This window comes from Streptomyces sp. GMY02, from assembly GCF_019056675.1.
GTDB lineage: Bacteria > Actinomycetota > Actinomycetes > Streptomycetales > Streptomycetaceae > Streptomyces > Streptomyces odonnellii.
In genome coordinates this window covers 6,220,173-6,240,128 of the sequence record NZ_CP077658.1, presented here as the reverse complement: position 1 = coordinate 6,240,128, position 19,956 = coordinate 6,220,173, and the positions used below count along the sequence as shown (strand labels likewise).

Here is a 19,956-nt window from a genome sequence, read left to right as displayed (position 1 = left end):
CGGAGGCCGCCGCCACTGACGGCGGCCTCAGCCATCCCATGGACGACAACTGCCCCATATGATCGTTTTTATGGGAGAAGTCCGTTTGGCCCCCGATCGATCGAGCCGAGGCGGCGACCGCTCGCAGCGCGCCGCGGTGTCCGCCGTCTGGTACCTGCGCGCCGTCACCTTCGTCAACTTCCTCAGCGCCGTCTGGGTCTCCCTCGGCCAGGATCTGCGGCGCCACAACACCGACGACTACTTCACCCCGTATCTCCTCACCGCGGGCTTCGCCTCCGGCGCGTTCACCCTCTTCCTCGCCGTCACCATGCGCCGCCGCAAGCGCGCCGCCTGGATCCTCAATCTCGTACTGTCCGGGCTCTTCCTGGTGCTGTTCGCCTTCGGCATGGCCTTCCCGGAGATCAGGCGCTATCCGCAGAACTGGATCTCCATCGCCCTGACCGCCGCCTTCGTCGGCGCGCTGGTACTCGGCCGGCGGGAGTTCTACGCGAAGGGCGACCGGTCCAATCCCAGGCTGGCCGCGGCCGTGGCCGCCGGCGGACTGCTCGTCACCTCGCTGCTGGCCGCGCTGCTCGTCACCGTCACCAACACCGCCCCCGGCGGCTCGACCTTCGCCGAGCGCTGGCGGTACGGAGCGACCCGGCTGGTCTCCCTGACCGCGGACGACGCCCGCTATCCGGGCATCGCCACCCCCGGCTGGGCCAATGTCACCATCAACGTCCTGTCGACCCTGCTGCTGCTCGCCGTGCTGTACGCGGCGTTCCGCTCGACACGCGCCGTCGATCCGCTCACCCCCGAGGACGAGGCGCGGCTGCGGCTGCTGCTCGACCGGTACGGCGAGCGCGACTCCCTGGGCTATTTCGCGCTGCGCCGCGAGAAGAGCGTCGTATGGTCCCCGACCGGCAAGGCCGCCATCACCTACCGGGTCGTCGGCGGCGTCTCACTGGCCTCCGGCGATCCGATCGGCGACCCGGAGGCCTGGCCCGGCGCGATCGTGCCCTGGCTCGCAGAGGCCCGCGAACACGGCTGGATCCCGGCGGTCATGGGCGCGGGCGAGGAAGCGGGCACCATCTACGCCCGGTACGGACTCGACGCGCTGGAGCTGGGCGACGAGGCGATCGTCGAAACGGCCGACTTCGCCCTGGAGGGCCGGGCGATGCGGACCGTGCGCCAGGCGTACAACCGGGTCGCGCGGGCCGGCTACCAGGTCCGGATCCGGCGTCACGAGGACATCCCCGCCGAGGAGATGGCGGAACTGCTGCGCCGCGCCGAGGACTGGCGCGACGGCGCCACCGAGCGCGGCTTCTCCATGGCCCTCGGCCGGCTCGGCGACCCGGGCGACGGCCGCTGTGTGATGCTCGAATGCTGGCTCGGCGAACCGGGCGGGCACGACGGGCGGCTGCGCGCCGTGCTGAGTTTCGTACCGTGGGGCCCCAAGGGACTCTCGCTCGATCTGATGCGCCGCGACCGCGACAGCGAGAACGGTCTGATGGAGTTCATGGTCATCCAACTCCTCCAGCGCGCCGGGGAGATCGGGATCACTCAGCTCTCACTGAACTTCGCGATGTTCCGGTCGGTGTTCGAGCGCGGCGGGAAGCTGGGCGCGGGCCCGGTGCTCCGGCTGTGGCGTTCGCTGCTGAGCTTCTTCTCGCGCTGGTGGCAGATCGAGTCGCTGTACCGCGCCAACGCCAAGTACCGGCCCATCTGGGAGCCGCGCTTCATGCTCTTCGAGAAGAGCGCCGACCTGCCGCGCATCGGTGTCGCGGCGGGCCGCGCCGAAGGCTTCCTGGAGGCCCCCGGACTCCCGCGCTGGCTGCGCCGCGGCCGGCTGGAGTCCGCCCGCTGACCCCGGGCCCGGCCGGACCCGGGCTACGCTCGCGCGATGACCTCCCAGGATCGTACGGACGGCATACCGGCCGACGGAGCCGACGGCGCGGGCGCCCGCACCCAGGCCGGTGCCGTCCGCGCTCTTGTGGACGGGATGCGGTTCGCCTTCGGCACCCTCACCGTCCTCCCCGTCCGGGTCACCCGCTGGGACCGGGCCGCCGCGCGCGCCGGGATGCTCGGCGCGCCGGCCGCGGGGCTGGTCGTCGGCCTGGCCTCGGCGGCCCTCGGCGGACTGCTGCTCCTGGCGGGCGCGACGCCGCTGCTCGCGGCCGTGGCCACCGTCGCCGTGCCCGCCGTCCTCACCCGCGGGCTGCATCTCGACGGGCTCGCCGACACCGCCGACGGCCTCGGCAGCGGCCGGCCCGCCGAGGAGGCGCTGCGGATCATGAAGCGCTCGGACATCGGCCCGTTCGGGGTGATCACGCTGCTGCTGACCCTGCTGGCCCAGGTCGCGGCGGTGTCCGGGCTGTACGGGGAGAGCTGGGCGCGCGGCGCGGTGGCCGTGGCCGTGGCGGCGGTGGCGGCCCGGCTCGCGCTCACCCTCACCTGCCGTACGGGCGTGCCCCCGGCCCGTCCCGACGGACTGGGCGCGGCGGTCGCGGGCACGGTGCCGGTACGGTCCGCCGTCCTCGCGGCCGTCGTCGTCACGGCGCTCTGCGCGGCGGCCGGCGGACTCTTCGGGATCCTCGGCTCCGTACGGCACACGCTGGCGGTTCTGGCCGCCCTGGGTGCGGCGCACCTGCTCCTGCGGCATTGCGTACGGCGCTTCGGCGGGGTCACCGGCGATGTCTTCGGCGCCCTCGCGGAGACCGCGGCGACGGCGGCCCTGGTCGTACTGTCACTCGGTTAAAACGCGGCCACGCACGGGTGAACCACGGCCCCCGTCGAGAGCGTCCATCACTCAGCGTAGGCTCGTTCCCGCCGCTGTTCGGGCCGAAATACGATATGGCGGGCTCGGTCGGCCCACCCTTCGACCGCCAATGAACACAACGGAAGCGAGATTTCACCACCGTGACTGCTCTCACTCTCAGCACCTCCGGCGCGGCGTCCCTGCGCGCCGACGCGATCGTCGTCGGCGTCGCGAAGGGCGCAAAGGGGCCGGTCGTGGCGCCGGGCGCCGAAGCCGTGGACAAGGCGTTCGACGGAAAGCTCGGCAGCGTCCTGGAGACCCTCGGTGCCTCGGGCGCCGAGGGCGAGGTGACCAAAGTCCCCTCGCCTTCCGGGCTGAAGGCCCCCGTCGTCCTCGCGGTCGGGCTCGGCCCGGTGCCGGGCAAGGACGACTCGTACGGCACCGAGCCGCTGCGCCGCGCCGCCGGGTCCGCCGCCCGTGCGCTCTCGGGACGCAAGAAGGCCGCGTTCGCACTGCCCGTCGAGACGGCCGAGGCGGTCGAGGCGGTCGCCGAGGGCGCGCTGCTCGGCGCGTACGCCTTCCTCGCGTACCAGGGCGGCGAGCACAACGGCGGTGGGAAGAACGGCAAGAACGGCGGCAACGGCAAGGCCGAGAACGGTCCGAAGCTGCCGCTCGGCGAGGTCCTGCTGGTCGGTGCCAAGTCGCGCGACAAGGCGGTCAAGGCCGCCGCGGACCGCGCGATCGCGCTGACCGAGGAGGTCAACCGCGCCCGTGACCTGGTCAACACCCCGCCGAACGATCTGACCCCCGAGGCGTTCGCCGCCGTGGCCACCGCCGCGGGCAAGGAGAACGGCATCAAGGTCCAGGTCCTCGACGAGAAGGCGCTCGCCAAGGGCGGTTACGGCGGCATCCTCGGCGTCGGCCAGGGCTCGGCCAATCCGCCCCGCCTGGTGAGGCTGTCGTACACGCACCCCGACGCGGAGAAGACGCTCTCCCTCGTCGGCAAGGGCATCACCTACGACTCGGGCGGCATCTCGCTCAAGCCGGCCGGCCACAACGAGACCATGAAGTGCGACATGAGCGGCGCCGCCGCGGTGTTCGCGGCCGTGGTCACCGCCGCGCGGCTCGGCCTGACCGTCAATGTCACCGGCTGGCTGGCCCTGGCGGAGAACATGCCGTCCGGCTCGGCCACCCGCCCCGGTGACGTCCTGCGCATGTACAGCGGCAAGACCGTCGAGGTCCTCAACACCGACGCCGAGGGCCGGCTCGTCCTGGCGGACGCGCTGACCCGCGCCTGCGAGGAGAAGCCGGACGCGATCGTGGACGTGGCGACGCTGACCGGCGCGATGGTGCTGGCGCTGGGGAACCGTACGTTCGGGATCATGGCGAACGACGACGCGTTCCGTACGACCATCCACGAGCTGGCCGAGGAGGCGGGCGAGGCGTCCTGGCCGATGCCGCTCCCGGCGGATCTGCGCAAGGGCATGGACTCCCCGACCGCCGACATCGCGAACATGGGCGAGCGGATGGGCGGCGGGCTGGTCGCCGGACTGTTCCTGAAGGAGTTCGTCGCGGAGGGCATCACCTGGGCCCACCTGGACATCGCGGGCCCGGCCTTCCACGAGGGGGCGCCGTACGGCTACACCCCGAAGGGCGGCACGGGCTCCGCGATCCGCACGCTCGTAAAGCTCGCTGAATCTTTTTAAGGGCTCGGCTCTCTTCTTTTTAAGGGCTCGGTTCGCCTCCGGGCGCCTCAAGACCCTGTCGACGGTCGACCGTGCTCGCCCCCTCGTACCTCGGGGCCTGCGCGCGCTCTCCCTTTCGACAGCGCCCGGCGCCCTTCGGCTCACTCGCCGGGCGGCCGTGCGTGGCCGGTACGGCTTGTGGCGGCTGGAATACAGTCCCGCCCCGGCGCGTTCTGCGTCCGGGGCGGGAGGTTGTACGCAGGGGTAACCGGCCCCGCGTCCCACAGGCACCGAACAAGTGCGAAGATGGGTTCTCGGCAGGACAGGGCCCCCACCACAGGGCCGAAGAGAAGCGGCCGAACACCAGCCGCCGCCCGGTCATGGAGACCGCGCCCGGCGCACATGCATGGAGGACGTGACGTGGCGAACGACGCCAGCACCGTTTTCGACCTAGTGATCCTCGGCGGCGGTAGCGGTGGTTACGCCGCGGCCCTGCGCGGAGCGCAGCTCGGCCTGGACGTGGCCCTGATCGAGAAGAACAAGCTGGGCGGCACCTGCCTGCACAACGGCTGCATCCCCACCAAGGCCCTGCTGCACGCCGGCGAGATCGCCGACCAGGCGCGCGAGGCCGACCAGTTCGGTGTCAAGACCTCTTTCGAGGGCATCGACATCGCGGGGGTCCACAAGTACAAGGACGAGGTCGTCTCCGGCCTCTACAAGGGCCTTCAGGGCCTGGTCGCCTCCCGCAAGGTGACCTACATCGAGGGCGAGGGCCGGCTGTCCTCCCCCACCTCCGTGGATGTGAACGGCCGCCGCGTCCAGGGCCGCCACGTCCTCCTCGCGACCGGCTCCGTGCCGAAGTCGCTGCCGGGCCTGGTGATCGACGGCGAGCGGATCATCTCGTCCGACCACGCCCTGAAGCTGAACCGGGTCCCGCAGTCCGCGATCATCCTCGGCGGCGGTGTGATCGGCGTCGAGTTCGCCTCGGCGTGGAAGTCCTTCGGCACGGACGTCACCGTGGTCGAGGGCCTGAAGCATCTCGTCCCGGTCGAGGACGAGAACAGCTCCAAGCTCCTGGAGCGCGCCTTCCGCAAGCGCGGTATCAAGTTCAACCTCGGTACGTTCTTCGAGAAGGCCGAGTACACCCAGGACGGCGTCCGTGTCACGCTGGCCGACGGCAAGGCCTTCGAGGCCGAGGTGCTGCTGGTCGCGATCGGCCGCGGCCCGGTCTCGCAGGGGCTCGGGTACGAGGAGCAGGGCGTCGCGATGGACCGCGGCTATGTCCTCGTCGACGAGTACATGCGGACGAACGTGGAGACCATCTCGGCCGTCGGCGACCTGGTCCCGACCCTCCAGCTCGCGCACGTCGGCTTCGCCGAGGGCATCCTCGTGGCCGAGCGGCTGGCCGGTCTCAAGACCGTACCGATCGACTACGACGGTGTGCCGCGGGTGACCTACTGCCACCCCGAGGTCGCCTCCGTGGGCATCACCGAGGCCAGGGCCAAGGAGATCTACGGTGCGGACAAGGTCGTCGCCCTCAAGTACAACCTCGCGGGCAACGGAAAGAGCAAGATCCTCAAGACCGCGGGCGAGATCAAGCTCGTCCAGGTCAAGGACGGATCCGTGGTCGGTGTCCATATGGTGGGTGACCGTATGGGCGAGCAGGTCGGCGAAGCTCAGCTCATCTACAACTGGGAGGCTCTGCCTGCCGAGGTCGCGCAGCTCATCCACGCGCACCCGACCCAGAACGAGGCGCTCGGTGAGGCCCATCTCGCCCTCGCCGGCAAGCCCCTCCACTCCCACGACTGATTCAGTCCGGGCGCTGACGACCACCTACCGCACATTCGTTAGGAGCAACTGAAACCATGGCGGTTTCCGTAACCCTGCCGGCGCTCGGCGAGAGCGTCACCGAGGGCACTGTCACCCGCTGGCTGAAGGCCGAGGGCGAGCGCGTCGAGGCCGACGAGCCGCTGCTCGAGGTCTCCACCGACAAGGTCGACACCGAGATCCCGGCCCCGGCCGGCGGTGTGCTGGCGTCCATCAAGGTCGCCGAGGACGAGACCGTGGAGGTCGGCGCCGAGCTGGCCATCATCGACGACGGTACGGGCGCTCCCGCGGCCGCCCCGGCCCCCGTCGCCGAGCCCGCCCCCGTACCCGCCCCGGCCCCGGTGGCCGAGGCTCCGGCTCCGGCCGCCCAGCCCGCTCCCGTACCGGCCGCCGCTCCGGCGGGCGCTGCGTCCGGGACCGATGTGGTCCTTCCGGCGCTCGGCGAGAGCGTCACCGAGGGCACGGTCACACGCTGGCTGAAGGAGGTCGGCGAGTCGGTCGAGGCCGACGAGCCGCTGCTCGAGGTCTCCACCGACAAGGTGGACACCGAGATTCCCGCCCCGGCCTCCGGTGTGCTGCTGGAGATCGTGGTGGGCGAGGACGAGACCGCCGAGGTCGGCGCCAAGCTCGCGGTGATCGGCGCCCCGGGTGCCGCTCCCGCGGCGCCCGCCGCCCCGGCCGCGCCTGCCCCGGCCCCGGCCGCTCCGGCGCCCGCTCCGGTCGCCGCCGCGCCCGCCCCGGCCCCGGCGCCCGCGCCGGTGGCTCCCCCGACCCCGGCCGCTCCGGTCGCGCCCCCGGCTCCGCCGGCCCTCGCGCCCGTGGTGCAGCAGCCCGCCCCTGTCGCTCCGGCGGCGCCCGTGGTGAGCCCCACGGCCGCCGAGGACGAGGGCGCGTATGTCACCCCGCTGGTACGGAAGCTCGCCGCCGAGAGCGGTGTCGATCTGAGCACGGTCAAGGGCACCGGCGTCGGCGGCCGTATCCGCAAGCAGGACGTCATCGCCGCCGCGGAAGCCGCCGCCCAGGCCGCGAAGGCGGCCGCGGCACAGGCAGCCGCCCAGGCCAAGGCCCCGGCCGCCGCTCCCGCCGCGGTGTCCAGGGCGCCGAAGCTGGAGGCGTCCCCGCTGCGCGGCCAGACCGTCAAGATGACCCGGATGCGCAAGGTCATCGGCGAGAACATGATGAAGGCCCTGCACACGCAGGCCCAGCTCACCTCGGTGGTCGAGGTGGACATCACCAAGCTGATGCGGCTGCGCGCGCAGGCCAAGGACTCCTTCGCCGCCCGCGAGGGCGTCAAGCTGTCCCCGATGCCGTTCTTCGTCAAGGCCGCGGCCCAGGCGCTGAAGGCCCACCCGGTCATCAACGCCCGGATCAACGACGACGGCACGATCACCTACTTCGACACCGAGAACATCGGTATCGCGGTGGACTCCGAGAAGGGCCTGATGACCCCGGTCATCAAGGGCGCGGGCGATCTGAACATCGCCGGTATCTCCAAGAAGACCGCGGAGCTGGCGGCGGCCGTCCGCGCCAGCCGGATCACCCCGGACGATCTGGCCGGCGCGACCTTCACCATCAGCAACACCGGTTCGCGCGGCGCCCTGTTCGACACGATCATCGTGCCGCCGAGCCAGGTCGCCATCCTGGGCATCGGTGCCACGGTCCGTCGTCCGGTGGTCATCAACCACCCGGACCTGGGCGAGACGATCGCGGTGCGCGACATGACGTATGTCGCCCTCTCCTACGACCACCGCCTGGTGGACGGCGCCGACGCCGCCCGCTATCTGACGGCGGTCAAGGCGATCCTGGAAGCGGGCGAGTTCGAGGTGGAGCTGGGACTGTAGGTCCCACGGACAGCCCGTACGAGTCGGCATGACACAGCGCCCCCGCCCGGATCCGCTCCGGGCGGGGGCGCTGTCGTGCGGGGCACGCGCCGTATTGTCTACACATCGACCGCTGCCACCGAGGAGCGTTTCATGGTCCAGCCCGTCATCCACTCGCTCCGCGAGCAGATCCGCGAGCACATCGTGGAGGGGATCGTCAGCGGCCGCTGGAAGCCGGGCGAGCGGATCGTGGAGCGCCGGATCGCCACGGAACTACAGGTCAGCCAGACCCCGGTACGTGAGGCGCTGCGTGAGCTGGAGAGCCTGCGGCTGATCGAATCGGCCCCCAACAAGGGCGTACGGGTACGGAATCTGACCGCGGCCGACCTTGAGGAGAGCTATCCCGTACGGGCCGGTCTGGAGCAGATCGCCGCCGAACTGGCCGCCGAGCGGCTGGCCCTGGACTGCTCCACGCTGGAGCCGCATGTGGCGGCGCTGTACGAGGCGGACCGCAAGGCGGACGGTACGGGCCAGGTGCGGCACACCGTGGCCTTCCACCGGGAGCTGGTGCGGGCCGCCGGGAACAGCGTCCTGCTGCACACCTGGGAGGGGCTGGGCATCGAGGTGTTCACGGCCCTGTCGATCCGCTGGCTCGGGACCGTACAGCAGTCGTACGCCGAGGAGCACGAGGAACTGGTCGAGGCGTTCCGCCGGCGGGATCCGCTCATCGGCACACTGGTGAAGGACCATGTGCTCGGATGTGCGCCGCGCGCCTGATCCGCCCCTTCCGCAATGCTTTGTCACCCGTCACTGGGTGCCCCCTTCTGGGGCACGGAATGCCAATTTCTTCCGATCGAGAAGTTTTGCCCGGCAACCCTTTGATCGATCATCGATCAGCGACTTACAGTCGGAGGCGGGCTGCACCCAGCCCCTCCGCCCTGTCCTGCCAGACAAGGCTTTTCTCCACCCCCTCCTGTCGGAAGGCGGCGACCATGCCCGACCCCGTAGGCAAGCTTCCGAGCGAGCTGGACCAGCTCCCGGACCGTGACGCCGAGGAGACCGCCGAATGGGCGGCCTCCCTCGACGCCGTGACCGAGCACGCCGGCCCCCACCGCGCCGCGTATCTGATGCGCCGCACCCTCCAGCACGCCGGAACGGCCGGGGTCCCGGTGCCGGCGCTCCTGGAGACCGATTACGTCAACACCATCCCGACCGCCGCCGAGCCGCACTTCGACGGTGACGAGGAGATGGAGTCCCGGATCACCGCCTGGAACCGCTGGAACGCGGCGGCGATGGTCACCCGCGGCTCCCGGCTCGGGGTCGGCGGCCATATCGCGACCTTCGCCTCGGCCGCCTGGCTGTACGAGACCGGCTTCAACCACTTCTTCCGCGGCAAGGAGGGCGGGGACGGCTCCGGCGACCAGCTCTACATCCAGGGCCACGCCTCCCCCGGTATCTACGCCCGCGCCTTCCTCGACGGCCGGCTGACCGAGGCGCACCTCGACAACTTCCGCCAGGAGGCGGGCGGCCAGGGGCTCCCCTCGTACCCGCATCCGCGGCGGCTGCCCTGGCTCTGGGAGTTCCCGACCGTCTCCATGGGCCTCGGCCCGCTCTCCGCGATCTACCAGGCGCGTTTCAACCGCTATCTGTCGAACCGCGGGATCAAGGACACCTCCGCCTCGCACGTGTGGGCCTTCCTCGGCGACGGCGAGATGGACGAGCCCGAGTCGACGGCGGCACTCGCCCTGGCGTCCCGCGAGCAGCTCGACAATCTGACCTTCGTCATCAACTGCAACCTCCAGCGCCTCGACGGCCCGGTCCGCGCGAACTTCAAGATCGTGCAGGAGCTGGAGGCCCAGTTCCGCGGTGCCGGCTGGAATGTCGTCAAGTCGCTGTGGGGCTCCGCCTGGGACGAGTTGTTCGCCCTGGACACCACGGGCGCGCTGGTGCGCCGGCTGCGCCAGGTGCCGGACGCGCAGTTCCAGACGTACGCGGCACGGGACGTCGCCTACATCCGCGAGCACTTCTTCGGTGTCGACCCGGCGCTGATCGAGATGTCGAAGCTGCTGTCCGACGCGAAGATCGCCGAGTGCTTCTTCACCTCGCGCGGCGGCCACGAGGCCCGCAAGGTGTACGCGGCGTACCGCGCGGCCCTGGCGCACAAGGGCGCCCCGACGGTGATCCTGGCGCAGACCGTGAAGGGCTACACCCTCGGCCCCGGCTTCGAGTCGCGCAACGCCAACCACCAGATGAAGAAGCTCTCGGGCGAGCAGTACCGCTCGATGAGGGACCTGCTCGGGCTGCCCATCCCGGACGCGAAGCTCAACGAGGACCTGATGCCGTACGGCCACCCGGGCGCGGACTCCCCGGAGGTGCGGTACCTCCAGGAGCGCCGGGCGGAGCTGGGCGGTCCCGCGCCGGCCCGCCGGGTGCACCCGGTCGTGCTGCCCGAGCCGTCCGACCGGCCGTTCCAGACGGTCTACAAGGGCTCGGGCAAGCAGCCGGTGGCGACCACCATGGCGTTCGTACGGCTGATGAAGGACCTGATGCGGGACAAGGAGACCGGCAGGCGCTGGGTCCCGATCGTCCCGGACGAGGCGCGCACCTTCGGTATGGAGGCGCTGTTCCCGTCGGCCGGCATCTACTCGCCGCTGGGCCAGACGTACGATCCGGTCGACCGCGACCAGATCATGTACTACAAGGAGGCCAAGGACGGCCAGATCCTCAACGAGGGGATCACCGAGGCCGGTTCGATGGCCGACTTCATCGCCGCCGCCACGTCGTACGCGACGCACGGCGAGCCGATGATCCCGTTCTACATCTTCTACTCGATGTTCGGCTGGCAGCGTACGGGCGACCAGATGTGGCAGCTCGCCGACCAGCTCGGCAAGGGCTTCATCGTGGGCGCCACGGCGGGCCGTACGACCCTGACGGGCGAGGGGCTCCAGCACGCGGACGGGCATTCGCATCTGATCGCGTCCACCAACCCGGCCTCGCTCAACTACGACCCGGCGTTCGCGTACGAGATCGCCGTGATCGTCAAGGACGGCCTGCGCCGGATGTACGGTCCGGACGCCGAGGACGTCTTCTACTACCTGACGGTCTACAACGAGCCGATGCCGCAGCCCGCGATGCCGGAGGGCGTCGAGGAGGGCATCGTCAAGGGCCTGTACCGCTTCAGGGAGGGCACCCCGGCGGCCGCGGACTCCCCCCGTACCCAGCTCCTCGCGTCGGGTACGGCGATCCACTGGGCCCTGGAGGCGCAGGAACTGCTCGCCGCCGACTGGGGTGTCACGGCCGATGTCTGGTCCGCGACCTCCTGGAGCGAGCTGCGGCGGGACGCCATGGAGGCGGACGCGGCGCTGCTGCGCGGCGAGGAGCGGGTGCCGTATGTGACCCGGACGCTCTCCGGCGCGCCGGGCCCGGTCCTCGCGGTCAGCGACTGGATGCGCCAGGTCCCGGACCAGATCAGCCAGTGGGTGGAGCAGGACTACACCTCGCTCGGCACGGACGGCTTCGGCCTCTCCGACACCCGTGACGCGGCCCGGCGCCACTTCGGTGTGGACGCCCGGTCGGTCGTGGTGGCGGCGCTGGCGCAGCTCGCCCGCAGGGGCGAGATCAAGCCTGAGCGGGTCGTCGAGGCCCGCGAGCGCTACGGCCTCTGATCCGGAAGGCCGGCCGGCCGACACCCCGGGACGCGACGCCCCTCCCGTTCACAGGATCCGGGAGGGGCGCCGTCCGTGCGGGCCCGCGCCGTCCGTGCGGCCCCGCGTGCTCACCGCGCGAACCGGGGCAGCCACTTGACCTGGTAGTCCGGGTGTCCCGCGTGCTCGGCGGCCAACTGCCGTACGACAAAGCCCAGCCCGACGGCCCGCCCCGAGGCGAAGTCGCGGACCGGTCGGTCGATGTCGAGTGCGGCCACTTCCGTGTACTCGTCGAGGAGCACCCTGTTCGTCTCGATCCGGCGGAGGGTGTACGCCGGGTCCTGGCGGGCGATGTGCCGGTCGTAGCCGCGCGTGCGCACGGCGAAGGCGATCCCGCCGGTACGGTCGTGGATCTCGCCCGGCAGCTCGGGCGGGCACCGCCAGTCCTCCTCGCCGGCCTCCCGCGCGATCCGCTCCTCCTCGTCGAGGCGTGCCCGGACGAAGGCCACCAGGTCGGTGTCGTGGTCTGTCATCAGTTCCGGTCCTTTGCCGTCCCGTACGCGGTCTGTATGTGATCCAGCCGTCTGTGTGTGATCTATACGGGATCTGGCCGCGTATACGCCACTTGTCATGGAATCCGGCCACGCGAATTGGCCAACCGCTTCCACGGCCCGCCGGGCCCCCCGGCATCATGGAGTCATGCGCGCTGCCCGGCTGATCAAGATGGTTCTCCTGCTCCAGTCCAGACCCTCCATGACCGCTGCCGAGCTGGCACGGGAGCTCGAGGTCAGCGAGCGGACCATCACCCGGGACGCCCAGGCGCTGTCCGAGGCGGGCGTGCCGGTCTACGCGGACCGGGGCAGGAGCGGCGGATACCGGCTGATCGGCGGCTACCGCACCCGGCTGACCGGTCTGGCGCGCGGCGAGGCCGAGGCGCTGTTCCTCTCCGGAGTGCCGGGCGCGCTGCGGGAGATGGGGCTCGACGACGTGTCGTCGGCGGCCCGGCTGAAGGTGTCGGCGGCGCTGCTGCCGTCGCTGCGGGACGCCCCGGAGTCGGCGGCGCAGCGCTTCCATCTCGACGCGCCCGGCTGGTACCAGGAGCCGCAGACGCCCGAACTGCTTCCGGCCATCGCGGAGGCGGTGTGGGACAACCGGCTGCTGGGCGCCCGCTACCGGCGCGGGGACACCGAGGTGGAGCGGGAGCTGGCGCCGTACGGTCTCGTGCTGAAGGCCGGGGTCTGGTATCTGTGCGCCTGTGTGCAGGGGACGTTCCGGGTGTACAGGATCGACCGGTTCACCACGGTCGAGCCTCAGAAGGAACGTTTCGTCAGGGAGGAATCCTTCGATCTGCCCACCTTCTGGGACGAGCAGTCGGCGGAGTTCGCGCGCTCGCTGCTGCGCGCCGAGATCGTGGTACGGCTCTCCGCGGACGGCGCCCGCAGGCTGCCGTATGTCGTGGACCGGGCCGCCGCCCGTGAGGCCGTCGCCGCGGCCGGTCCCGTCGGCGCCGACGGCCTGCTCACCGTGACGCTGCCGGTGGAGTCCGAAGACGTGGCGTTCACGCAGTTGCTCACCCTCGGCCCGGACGCGGAGATCCTGGAACCGGCCTCGCTGCGCGGCCGGTTCGCCGAGGCGGCGGAACGGATGCGCGCGCTGTACGGGTGAGAGCGCCCCGTACACGCTCACATACACGCCCCCGCACACGCCCCACGTACACGCCCTGAGCGCGCCCTGCACGCGCCCCCCGCGCACGGCTTCCCGCGCACGCATCCCCGCGCGCCAAAACGGCCTCAATGGCCGGGCATTGGCAGTGGCGAGATGTCCGCTTCCGGCAACTCTCCTCCATTGGCAGGCTGTTGTAGAGTTTGGCTGTGTCCGGAGACAGCGCCCTGACCGAGGGACAACAGCGTCCACGGGATGTGGTCGCGGACGCGCTGCGCCATCACATCTCCCAGGGGGAGCTGCGCGTCGGCGAGCGGATTCCCACCCAGGCCGAGCTGAGCGAACAGTACAAAGTGCCGCGCGGCGCGGTCCGCCGGGCCCTGGAGCTCCTCGAACACGAGGGCCTGATCAAGCGCGCCCAGCAGGGCACCCCCGCGACGGTCGCCAGGACCACCCCGCTGGCCTCCCCGCTCCCGGCGGAGCCGCGCGGCCATGGCCGCGCCGACGACGTACCCGCGCCGCGCCGCCATCCGCCGCGCCCCGCCGGGGTGTTCCTCGGCGAGCGGGTCGCCCAGTGCTTCCGGCACCGGCGGGTGACCATCGACGCGTACTGCCTCAACGGCGAGACCCTCGCCTCCGCCCTCGCGGGACCGCTCGTCGCGCTCGGCACCGCCGGCGTACGGAACCCGGAGCGGATCGCCGTACGGATCCTGCTGCCGAACGCGGACGATCCGCTGGCACTCCCCCAGGTCGTCGGCGAGCCGGCGAACACCCGGCCGCGCGAGCGGCTCCGGGAGACCACCGCCCACATCTACGGCTCGCTGCGCCACTCCCTGCGGATGCTGACCGTCCGCGGACTGGTCCCCGAGGTCTCGGTGGAGGCGCGGAAGGTCTCGATCAGCCCGACCCAGAAGGTCTACATCCTCAATGGGCAGGAAGTACTGGCGGGCCACTACCAGGTGCAGTCCCGCCGGGTGGACCTCGACCGGGACGACCCGATCGAGATCTACGACATGCTCGGCGTGGAAGGCATGCTGTTCCGGCACACCGCGGTCGACGACGACCATGTCACGGCGGCCTATGTGGACCAGACCCAGCAGTGGTTCGACTCGCTGTGGAACACCATCGCGGTGCCCTGGGACTCCTGACCGCGCACCGGCCCCGCGCCGCCGCCGGTCAGCCCGAGGCCACGAGCAGCAGGATCAGCAGCACCGAGGCCGCGCAGAGCAGATTGACGGTCTGTGTCCGGTCGGCGCGGTCGGCGCGTGCCGCGCGGAGCAGCAGGGCGCAGACCAGTACGCCCATCGACCCCTGGGGCCCCAGGATCCCCGCCAACTGCGCGGCCCGGGTCACCAGTTCCACCAGCCATTCGATTCGTGTCAGTGCCCCCATGGCATCTCCTCCGCTTCCGTTTCATCGCGCTTCGACCCTGCATGAACGGGACACCCTGCGGTTGGCACCCCGTTGGCAGAGAAATGCTGCGGAGAGAAGGCCAATGGTCGGGTATCAGTCCCCTTCCCATACCCGCCGGCAATGGCGGCCATTGTGGTGCAGGCCGTCCGGCCTGACCGTTCGGCCGGTCACTTCACCGGCCGACGGGACGAGTTGACCGGTGGACGCAGGTATCTGTCCCGGCTTGAACAGCGGTTGTAGCCTCGGCAGTGTGATGCCCACCGAGCGGGGAGGAGGCGACGACCTCCCCCAGTACCGCTCCATCGCCGACGATCTGCGCAGCCAGATCCTGGAGGGCCGGCTGCCCGCGGGCCAGGCGCTGCCCAAGCAGCATCAGCTCCAGCGGCGGTACGGCGTGGGCCGCGGCACCATCCAGAGCGCCCAGCAGATGCTCCGCGACGAGGGCCTCCTGGAGGAGGGCGCGCCCGGCCGGGCCGCCCGGGTCGCCAACCGGACTGCCAACCTCCAGCCATTGGCCCACCACATCACCCGTGCCTTCGCCGCCCGGCATGTCACCCTCGATGTCTGGTCGCTGACCACCGAGCAGCTCAGCAAGGCGGTGCAGAACGAGGTCGAGGCGATCCGGGAGGGCCGCCGCCGTCCGCCGGAGTCGATCACCGTACGGGTGCTCCTGCCCGACCTGGTGACCAGCCACCCGTATCCGCGCCACGCCGACGACCCCGCCGACCCCAGGCCGCTGGCGAGGCTGCGCCATGTGATCCGTACATACGCCGGGGCGCTGGAGCACTCGCTGACCCTGCTGGCCGAACGGGGGCTGGTCGAGCAGGTCTCGGTGGCCGTCCGCGGGCTGCCGACGATCCCCGGCGAGAAGCGCTATCTGATCAACGGTACGGAGCTGCTGACCGGGTACTACTGGCTGGAGCGCGGTCAGATGCAGAACAATCCGGACGGTGCCTCGCTGGACGTGCTGGAGCTGCGCAGCGGCGATCTGTTCGCGTCCTCGCTGACGGCGGAGGGGACAAGCGCGGTGGAGCGGGCCCGGTTCGAGCAGATCGCGCGCTGGTTCGAGTCGCGCTGGGAGCAGGTCGCGCAGCCGCTGCCACTGGCGGACCAGCCGGGGTCCTGAGCCCGTGCCTCGCGCGTGTGAGAAAGGGGCGTGATTTCGGCGGCTCCGCGTGCGCGGCCCTCCGCCAAGCACGATGCTTGACCCGTGATGGACGAGACGGAGTTCTGGGAGATCGTCGACAGCACTCGCGAGGCCGCCGAGGGCGACCCCGAGGACCACGCCGACCTGCTGGTCGAACGGCTGCTGACGCTCGATCCCGACTCCGTCCTGGACTTCGCCCGGCACTTCGAGTCCCGCTACAACCGCGCCTACCGCTGGGATCTGTGGGGCGCCGCCGCCGTTCTGCTGGGCGGCGCGAGCGACGACGCGTTCGACTACTTCCGCTGCTGGCTCATCGGGCAGGGCCGCGAGATCTTCGAGGGCGGGGTGCACGATCCCGACAGCCTCGCCGAACTGCTCGACGAGTTCGACGAGGACCTCGACGGGGACGGCGAGGAGCTGGGGTACGCGGCGGACGAGGCGTACGAACAGCTCACCGGGGTGGTGGCACCGGACTTGGGCATCCCGCCGCAGACCGCGGAGCCGCAGGGCGCACCGCTGGACTTCGAGGACGAGACGGCGCTGGCGGAGCGCTTTCCCCGGCTCTGGGAGCGCTTCGGGGCCCAGACGGCGGGGGAGGTCAGGAAGGGCCGTTAGGCCCTGTCCGGCGGATCTTCGCGGGCCCGGAACGCCTGGCACGGCACCTCGCTGCGTTGTCGGACCGTCCAAGTACGTCCAGTACGAGGACGATCCTCCGCCTTGCGATCCACCGCACCAGCCGCCCCGGGCTGATCCACGAAGATCCGCCGGACAGAACCTAGGCCCGGCGCCCGGCCCGTACTCGTATTCGTGCGACCGCCGCGCCCGGGTCGTACGGTCACGCCTGACCCCGGCCGTACGGTCACCTGCCCGCCCCGGCCCTACGGTCACCTGCCCGGCGGCGCCGTTCGCTCACTCCGTCAGCGACAGGCCCATGCACACGTCGTCGACGTACGTCCCCTCCACACAGAACTCCTCCGGCAGCACTCCCTCCACCGCGAAGCCCTCCGCCTCGTACAGCGTCCGCGCCGCCGTGTTGTACCCCAGCACCCGCAGTGTCAGCCGCCGCGCGCCCTGGTTGCGCGCGTGCAGGACCGCCGCGCGCAGCAGGGCGCGTGCCACGCCCCGGCCGCGCGCCCATTCGTCCACCGCCAGTCCCTGTATCTGCCGTACATGCGCGTTGGTGGCGAGCGGGGTGGGCCGTACCACCCGGATGTACCCGGCGATCCGGTCCTCGCCGCCGTACGTGTCCACCTCCGCGACGAGATAGTCCTCGGGCGCGTGCACGGCGTCGAAGAACGGGCCGAAGGGCGGCTCCGGCCTCGGCGTCACGGCATGCAGCGGCGACCAGGTCCGCAGGCTCAGACCGGACAGGACGTCACCGTCCGCGAGGGCGGCGGGGCGGATCCGGGGCGGTGTGCGCGGTTCGGACCTGGCAGGAGGCGGCGGAGGCACGGGCATGATGCCACTGTGCCACGCGGCGTTCCGGGGCAGGATGGGGCCATGAGGATCGCGGTCACCGGCTCCACCGGGCTCATCGGTACGGCACTCGTACGCTCTCTGCGCGCTGACGGCCACGAGGTCGTACGGCTCGTGCGGCGCCCCGCGCGCGCGGACGACGAGGCCGAATGGGACCCCTTGCGGCAGTACGTCGACACCGGCCGGCTGCACGGCTGCGAGGCCGTCGTCCATCTCGCGGGCGCGGCCATCGGCGGACGGCGCTGGACCGAGGCGTACAAGAAGGAGATCCGGGACAGCCGGATCCTCGGTACGGCCGCGATCGCCGAGGCCGTCGCCTCCCTCGCCGAGCCGCCCCGGGTACTGGTGTGCGGCTCGGCGATCGGCTTCTACGGCGACACCGGCGGCCGGGCGGTGGACGAGAGCGCGCCGCCGGGGGACGGTTTCCTGCCGTCGCTCTGCCTGGCGTGGGAGGAGGCCGCCGCGGCCGCGGAGGAGGCGGGCGTACGGACGGTGTACGCCAGGACCGGGCTGGTGGTCTCGCGCGCGGGCGGCGCGTGGGGGCGGCTCTTCCCGGTCTTCCGCGCGGGTCTGGGCGGGCGGCTCGGCAGCGGGCAGCAGTACTGGAGCTTCATCTCCCTGCACGACGAAGTGGCGGCGCTGCGGCATCTCATCGACACGGAGAGCCTGGAGGGCCCGGTGAACCTCACGGCGCCCGAGCCGGTCACCAATCGCGAGGTGACGGCGGCGATGGGGCGGGTGCTGCGCCGGCCGACCCCCTTCCCGGTCCCGGCGGTGGCGCTGCGGGTGGCGCTGGGCGATCTCTCGGAGGATGTGCTGAGCAGTCAACGGGTGCGGCCGGCGCACCTGTTGGAGTCCGGCTTCACATTCGCGTTCCCCACGATCGACGAGGCGATCCGCGCGGCCTGACGGCCCTCGGGCAGCCTTCGTACGGAGGTCTGCGCGCACCCCCCATGCACCGGTGACCCCGCACACGCGCGGCAGCGGAGAGGCCCTCCTCTTTCTACGCTCGACCGGAACTTGAGCCTCGCCCGGGTGTCGCCGGGCGCCGGCCGCGCCGACATCGGGGAGGGGCACGTGCTCAGCACCGCACACCACTCGACCGCTCAGCAGGCGGACGTCGTCATCATCGGAGCCGGCATCGCGGGTTTGTCGGCGGCCCGTCATCTGACCAGCGCAGGAGTAAGAGTCACCGTCCTGGAGGCCGCCCCTCACGTGGGCGGCCGGATGGCGACCGACGAGGTCGACGGCTTCCGGCTCGACCGCCAGGGGCAGTTGCTCACCACCTCGTATCCGGAGCTGCTCCGTACACCGGGTCTGGACGGCGCGGGCCTGCGGAAGTTCTCTCCGGGCGTGCTCGTGCACAGCGACGGGCGCAACTACCGGACGGGGGCTGTGGGGAGCGCGCGGAGCGCACTGACGGTGGCACGCGCCCTGGCGAGCGCCCCCCGCCCGCCGCTGGGCGGCGCGGTCGACCAGGCCCGGCTCAGCGCCGTCCTGGGCCGGCTGGCGGCGACCCCGACGAGCCGGCTGCTGACCCGCCCCGAACGCACCGCACTGGAGGCCCTGTCGGCCCGCGGCCTGCCCGCCCGTACCGTCAACGGCTTTCTCCGCCCGCTCCTGTCCGCGCTGCTCTGCGACCCGGATCTGGGGACGTCCAGCCGGTGCGCCGATCTCGCGCTTCAGGCGTTCGCGCGGGGCCGGCTGTTCGTCACCGCGGGCGGTGCCTCGGCGCTGCCCGAACTGCTGGCGCGGGCCCTGCCGGAGGGCACCGTCCGTACGGATGTGTGCGTCACGGACGCGTCGATCAGCAGTGTCACCACCAAGGAGCACGGCGAGATCACCTGCCGCGCGCTGGTCCTGGCGACCGGCGCGCGGGCCGCGGCCGAGCTGCTGCCGGGGCTCCGGGCACCGGACTTCCACCCCGTGACGGTCCTGCACCACACCGCGCCGGAGCCGCCGATGACCGATCCGGCGCTGCTGCTGGACGCGGACCGGGGCGGTCCGGTCGCGCACACCGCCGTGATGAGCGCGGTCGATCCGGCGCGGGCACCCGAGGGCCGGGTGCTGATCTCGTCGACGGTGCTCGGCACCCCTCCCCCGGCCGCCGAACTCGACCGTACGGTCCGCGCGCATCTCGCGAAGCTGTACGGGACGCCGACCGACGACTGGGAGCTGCTGGCCGCGTACCACAACCCGGAGGCGGTGCCCGCGATGCCTCCGCCGCACGATCTGCGGCGCCCGGTGCGGCTGTTGTCGGGGCTGTACGTGTGCGGGGACCACCGGGACACGAACACGGTCCAGGGCGCCCTGTTCTCGGGCCGCCGCGCCGCGCACGCGATCCTGCGCGACCTGGGGGTGCGCCCGGCGGAGGAGACGGCGGAGACGACGGGACAGGAGGGGCCGGAGGGGCCTGAGCAACTGCCCGCGGTGGCGTAGGGGGTGCCGGTTCGCCGGACGGGCAGATTTTGAGCCCGTCCGGCGATTGAGGACAGAACACAGCCGGCCCGGCCGGCGGTTCGTCCTCGGTCGCCGGACGGGCCCC

Annotated in this window: 16 protein-coding genes; 13 read left to right on the top strand and 3 right to left on the bottom strand. The window is 71.7% G+C overall.

Features of this window, described 5'->3' with window-relative positions; genetic code table 11:
• Positions 1-70: 70 nt before the first annotated feature.
• From KQY30_RS26605 to aceE, 7 genes are all read left to right on the top strand, one after another.
• Positions 71-1,846: a phosphatidylglycerol lysyltransferase domain-containing protein gene (locus tag KQY30_RS26605; protein WP_217309015.1), complete on the top strand. Its 1,776-nt coding sequence runs from the start codon at positions 71-73 to the stop codon at positions 1,844-1,846.
• A gap of 135 nt (positions 1,847-1,981) precedes the next feature.
• Positions 1,982-2,737, top strand: a complete 756-nt coding sequence (locus KQY30_RS26600; protein WP_254407697.1) for an adenosylcobinamide-GDP ribazoletransferase — start codon at positions 1,982-1,984, stop codon at positions 2,735-2,737.
• A gap of 161 nt (positions 2,738-2,898) precedes the next feature.
• The gene (locus KQY30_RS26595; protein WP_217309013.1) at positions 2,899-4,443 is read left to right on the top strand and encodes a leucyl aminopeptidase; all 1,545 of its coding nucleotides are present in this window, start codon (positions 2,899-2,901) and stop codon (positions 4,441-4,443) included.
• 399 nt (positions 4,444-4,842) lie between these two features.
• Positions 4,843-6,231 (top strand): dihydrolipoyl dehydrogenase, encoded by a 1,389-nt coding sequence (gene lpdA, locus KQY30_RS26590; protein WP_217309012.1) that lies wholly within the window; start codon positions 4,843-4,845, stop codon positions 6,229-6,231.
• A 56-nt stretch (positions 6,232-6,287) separates the two neighbouring features.
• Positions 6,288-8,090: a 2-oxoglutarate dehydrogenase, E2 component, dihydrolipoamide succinyltransferase gene (gene sucB, locus KQY30_RS26585; RefSeq protein ID WP_217309011.1), complete on the top strand. Its 1,803-nt coding sequence runs from the start codon at positions 6,288-6,290 to the stop codon at positions 8,088-8,090.
• Between the two features lie 132 nt (positions 8,091-8,222).
• Complete coding sequence (locus tag KQY30_RS26580) at positions 8,223-8,846, top strand: GntR family transcriptional regulator (protein ID WP_217309010.1); 624 nt, start codon at positions 8,223-8,225, stop codon at positions 8,844-8,846.
• 215 nt (positions 8,847-9,061) lie between these two features.
• Entirely contained in the window at positions 9,062-11,734 is a 2,673-nt protein-coding gene (aceE, locus tag KQY30_RS26575; protein ID WP_217309009.1) for a pyruvate dehydrogenase (acetyl-transferring), homodimeric type, read from the top strand.
• 110 nt (positions 11,735-11,844) lie between these two features.
• Here the strand turns inward: aceE and KQY30_RS26570 are convergent, their stop codons facing one another.
• Positions 11,845-12,246 (bottom strand): DUF6221 family protein, encoded by a 402-nt coding sequence (locus KQY30_RS26570; RefSeq protein WP_046501449.1) that lies wholly within the window; start codon positions 12,244-12,246, stop codon positions 11,845-11,847.
• 166 nt (positions 12,247-12,412) lie between these two features.
• Between KQY30_RS26570 and KQY30_RS26565 the strand changes: the two genes are divergently transcribed.
• A complete protein-coding gene (locus KQY30_RS26565) occupies positions 12,413-13,378 on the top strand; it encodes a YafY family protein (protein ID WP_217309008.1) in 966 nt (321 codons plus the stop codon).
• Positions 13,379-13,584: 206 nt separating this feature from the next.
• Positions 13,585-14,523: a winged helix-turn-helix domain-containing protein gene (locus tag KQY30_RS26560; RefSeq protein ID WP_217309007.1), complete on the top strand. Its 939-nt coding sequence runs from the start codon at positions 13,585-13,587 to the stop codon at positions 14,521-14,523.
• Between the two features lie 28 nt (positions 14,524-14,551).
• Here the strand turns inward: KQY30_RS26560 and KQY30_RS26555 are convergent, their stop codons facing one another.
• Positions 14,552-14,767: a hypothetical protein gene (locus KQY30_RS26555; RefSeq protein ID WP_217309006.1), complete on the bottom strand. Its 216-nt coding sequence runs from the start codon at positions 14,765-14,767 to the stop codon at positions 14,552-14,554.
• Positions 14,768-15,041: 274 nt separating this feature from the next.
• Here KQY30_RS26555 and KQY30_RS26550 point away from each other — a divergent pair, with 274 nt between their 5' ends.
• Together KQY30_RS26550 and KQY30_RS26545 are read left to right on the top strand one after the other, a co-directional pair.
• Positions 15,042-15,914 (top strand): winged helix-turn-helix domain-containing protein, encoded by an 873-nt coding sequence (locus tag KQY30_RS26550; protein ID WP_254407696.1) that lies wholly within the window; start codon positions 15,042-15,044, stop codon positions 15,912-15,914.
• 87 nt (positions 15,915-16,001) lie between these two features.
• On the top strand, positions 16,002-16,550 hold the full coding sequence (locus tag KQY30_RS26545; protein WP_217311339.1) for a DUF4240 domain-containing protein: 549 nt from the start codon (positions 16,002-16,004) through the stop codon (positions 16,548-16,550).
• A gap of 294 nt (positions 16,551-16,844) precedes the next feature.
• Here KQY30_RS26545 and KQY30_RS26540 read toward each other — a convergent pair whose 3' ends face one another.
• Complete coding sequence (locus KQY30_RS26540; protein ID WP_217309004.1) at positions 16,845-17,393, bottom strand: GNAT family N-acetyltransferase; 549 nt, start codon at positions 17,391-17,393, stop codon at positions 16,845-16,847.
• Between the two features lie 42 nt (positions 17,394-17,435).
• On the opposite strand from KQY30_RS26540, the gene KQY30_RS26535 reads away from it, so the two are divergent.
• Together KQY30_RS26535 and KQY30_RS26530 are read left to right on the top strand one after the other, a co-directional pair.
• Positions 17,436-18,320 carry a TIGR01777 family oxidoreductase gene (locus tag KQY30_RS26535; RefSeq protein WP_217309003.1) on the top strand — a complete coding sequence of 295 codons (885 nt, stop codon included), beginning with the start codon at positions 17,436-17,438 and terminating at the stop codon, positions 18,318-18,320.
• 168 nt (positions 18,321-18,488) lie between these two features.
• On the top strand, positions 18,489-19,850 hold the full coding sequence (locus tag KQY30_RS26530) for an NAD(P)/FAD-dependent oxidoreductase (protein ID WP_217309002.1): 1,362 nt from the start codon (positions 18,489-18,491) through the stop codon (positions 19,848-19,850).
• Positions 19,851-19,956: the final 106 nt, after the last annotated feature.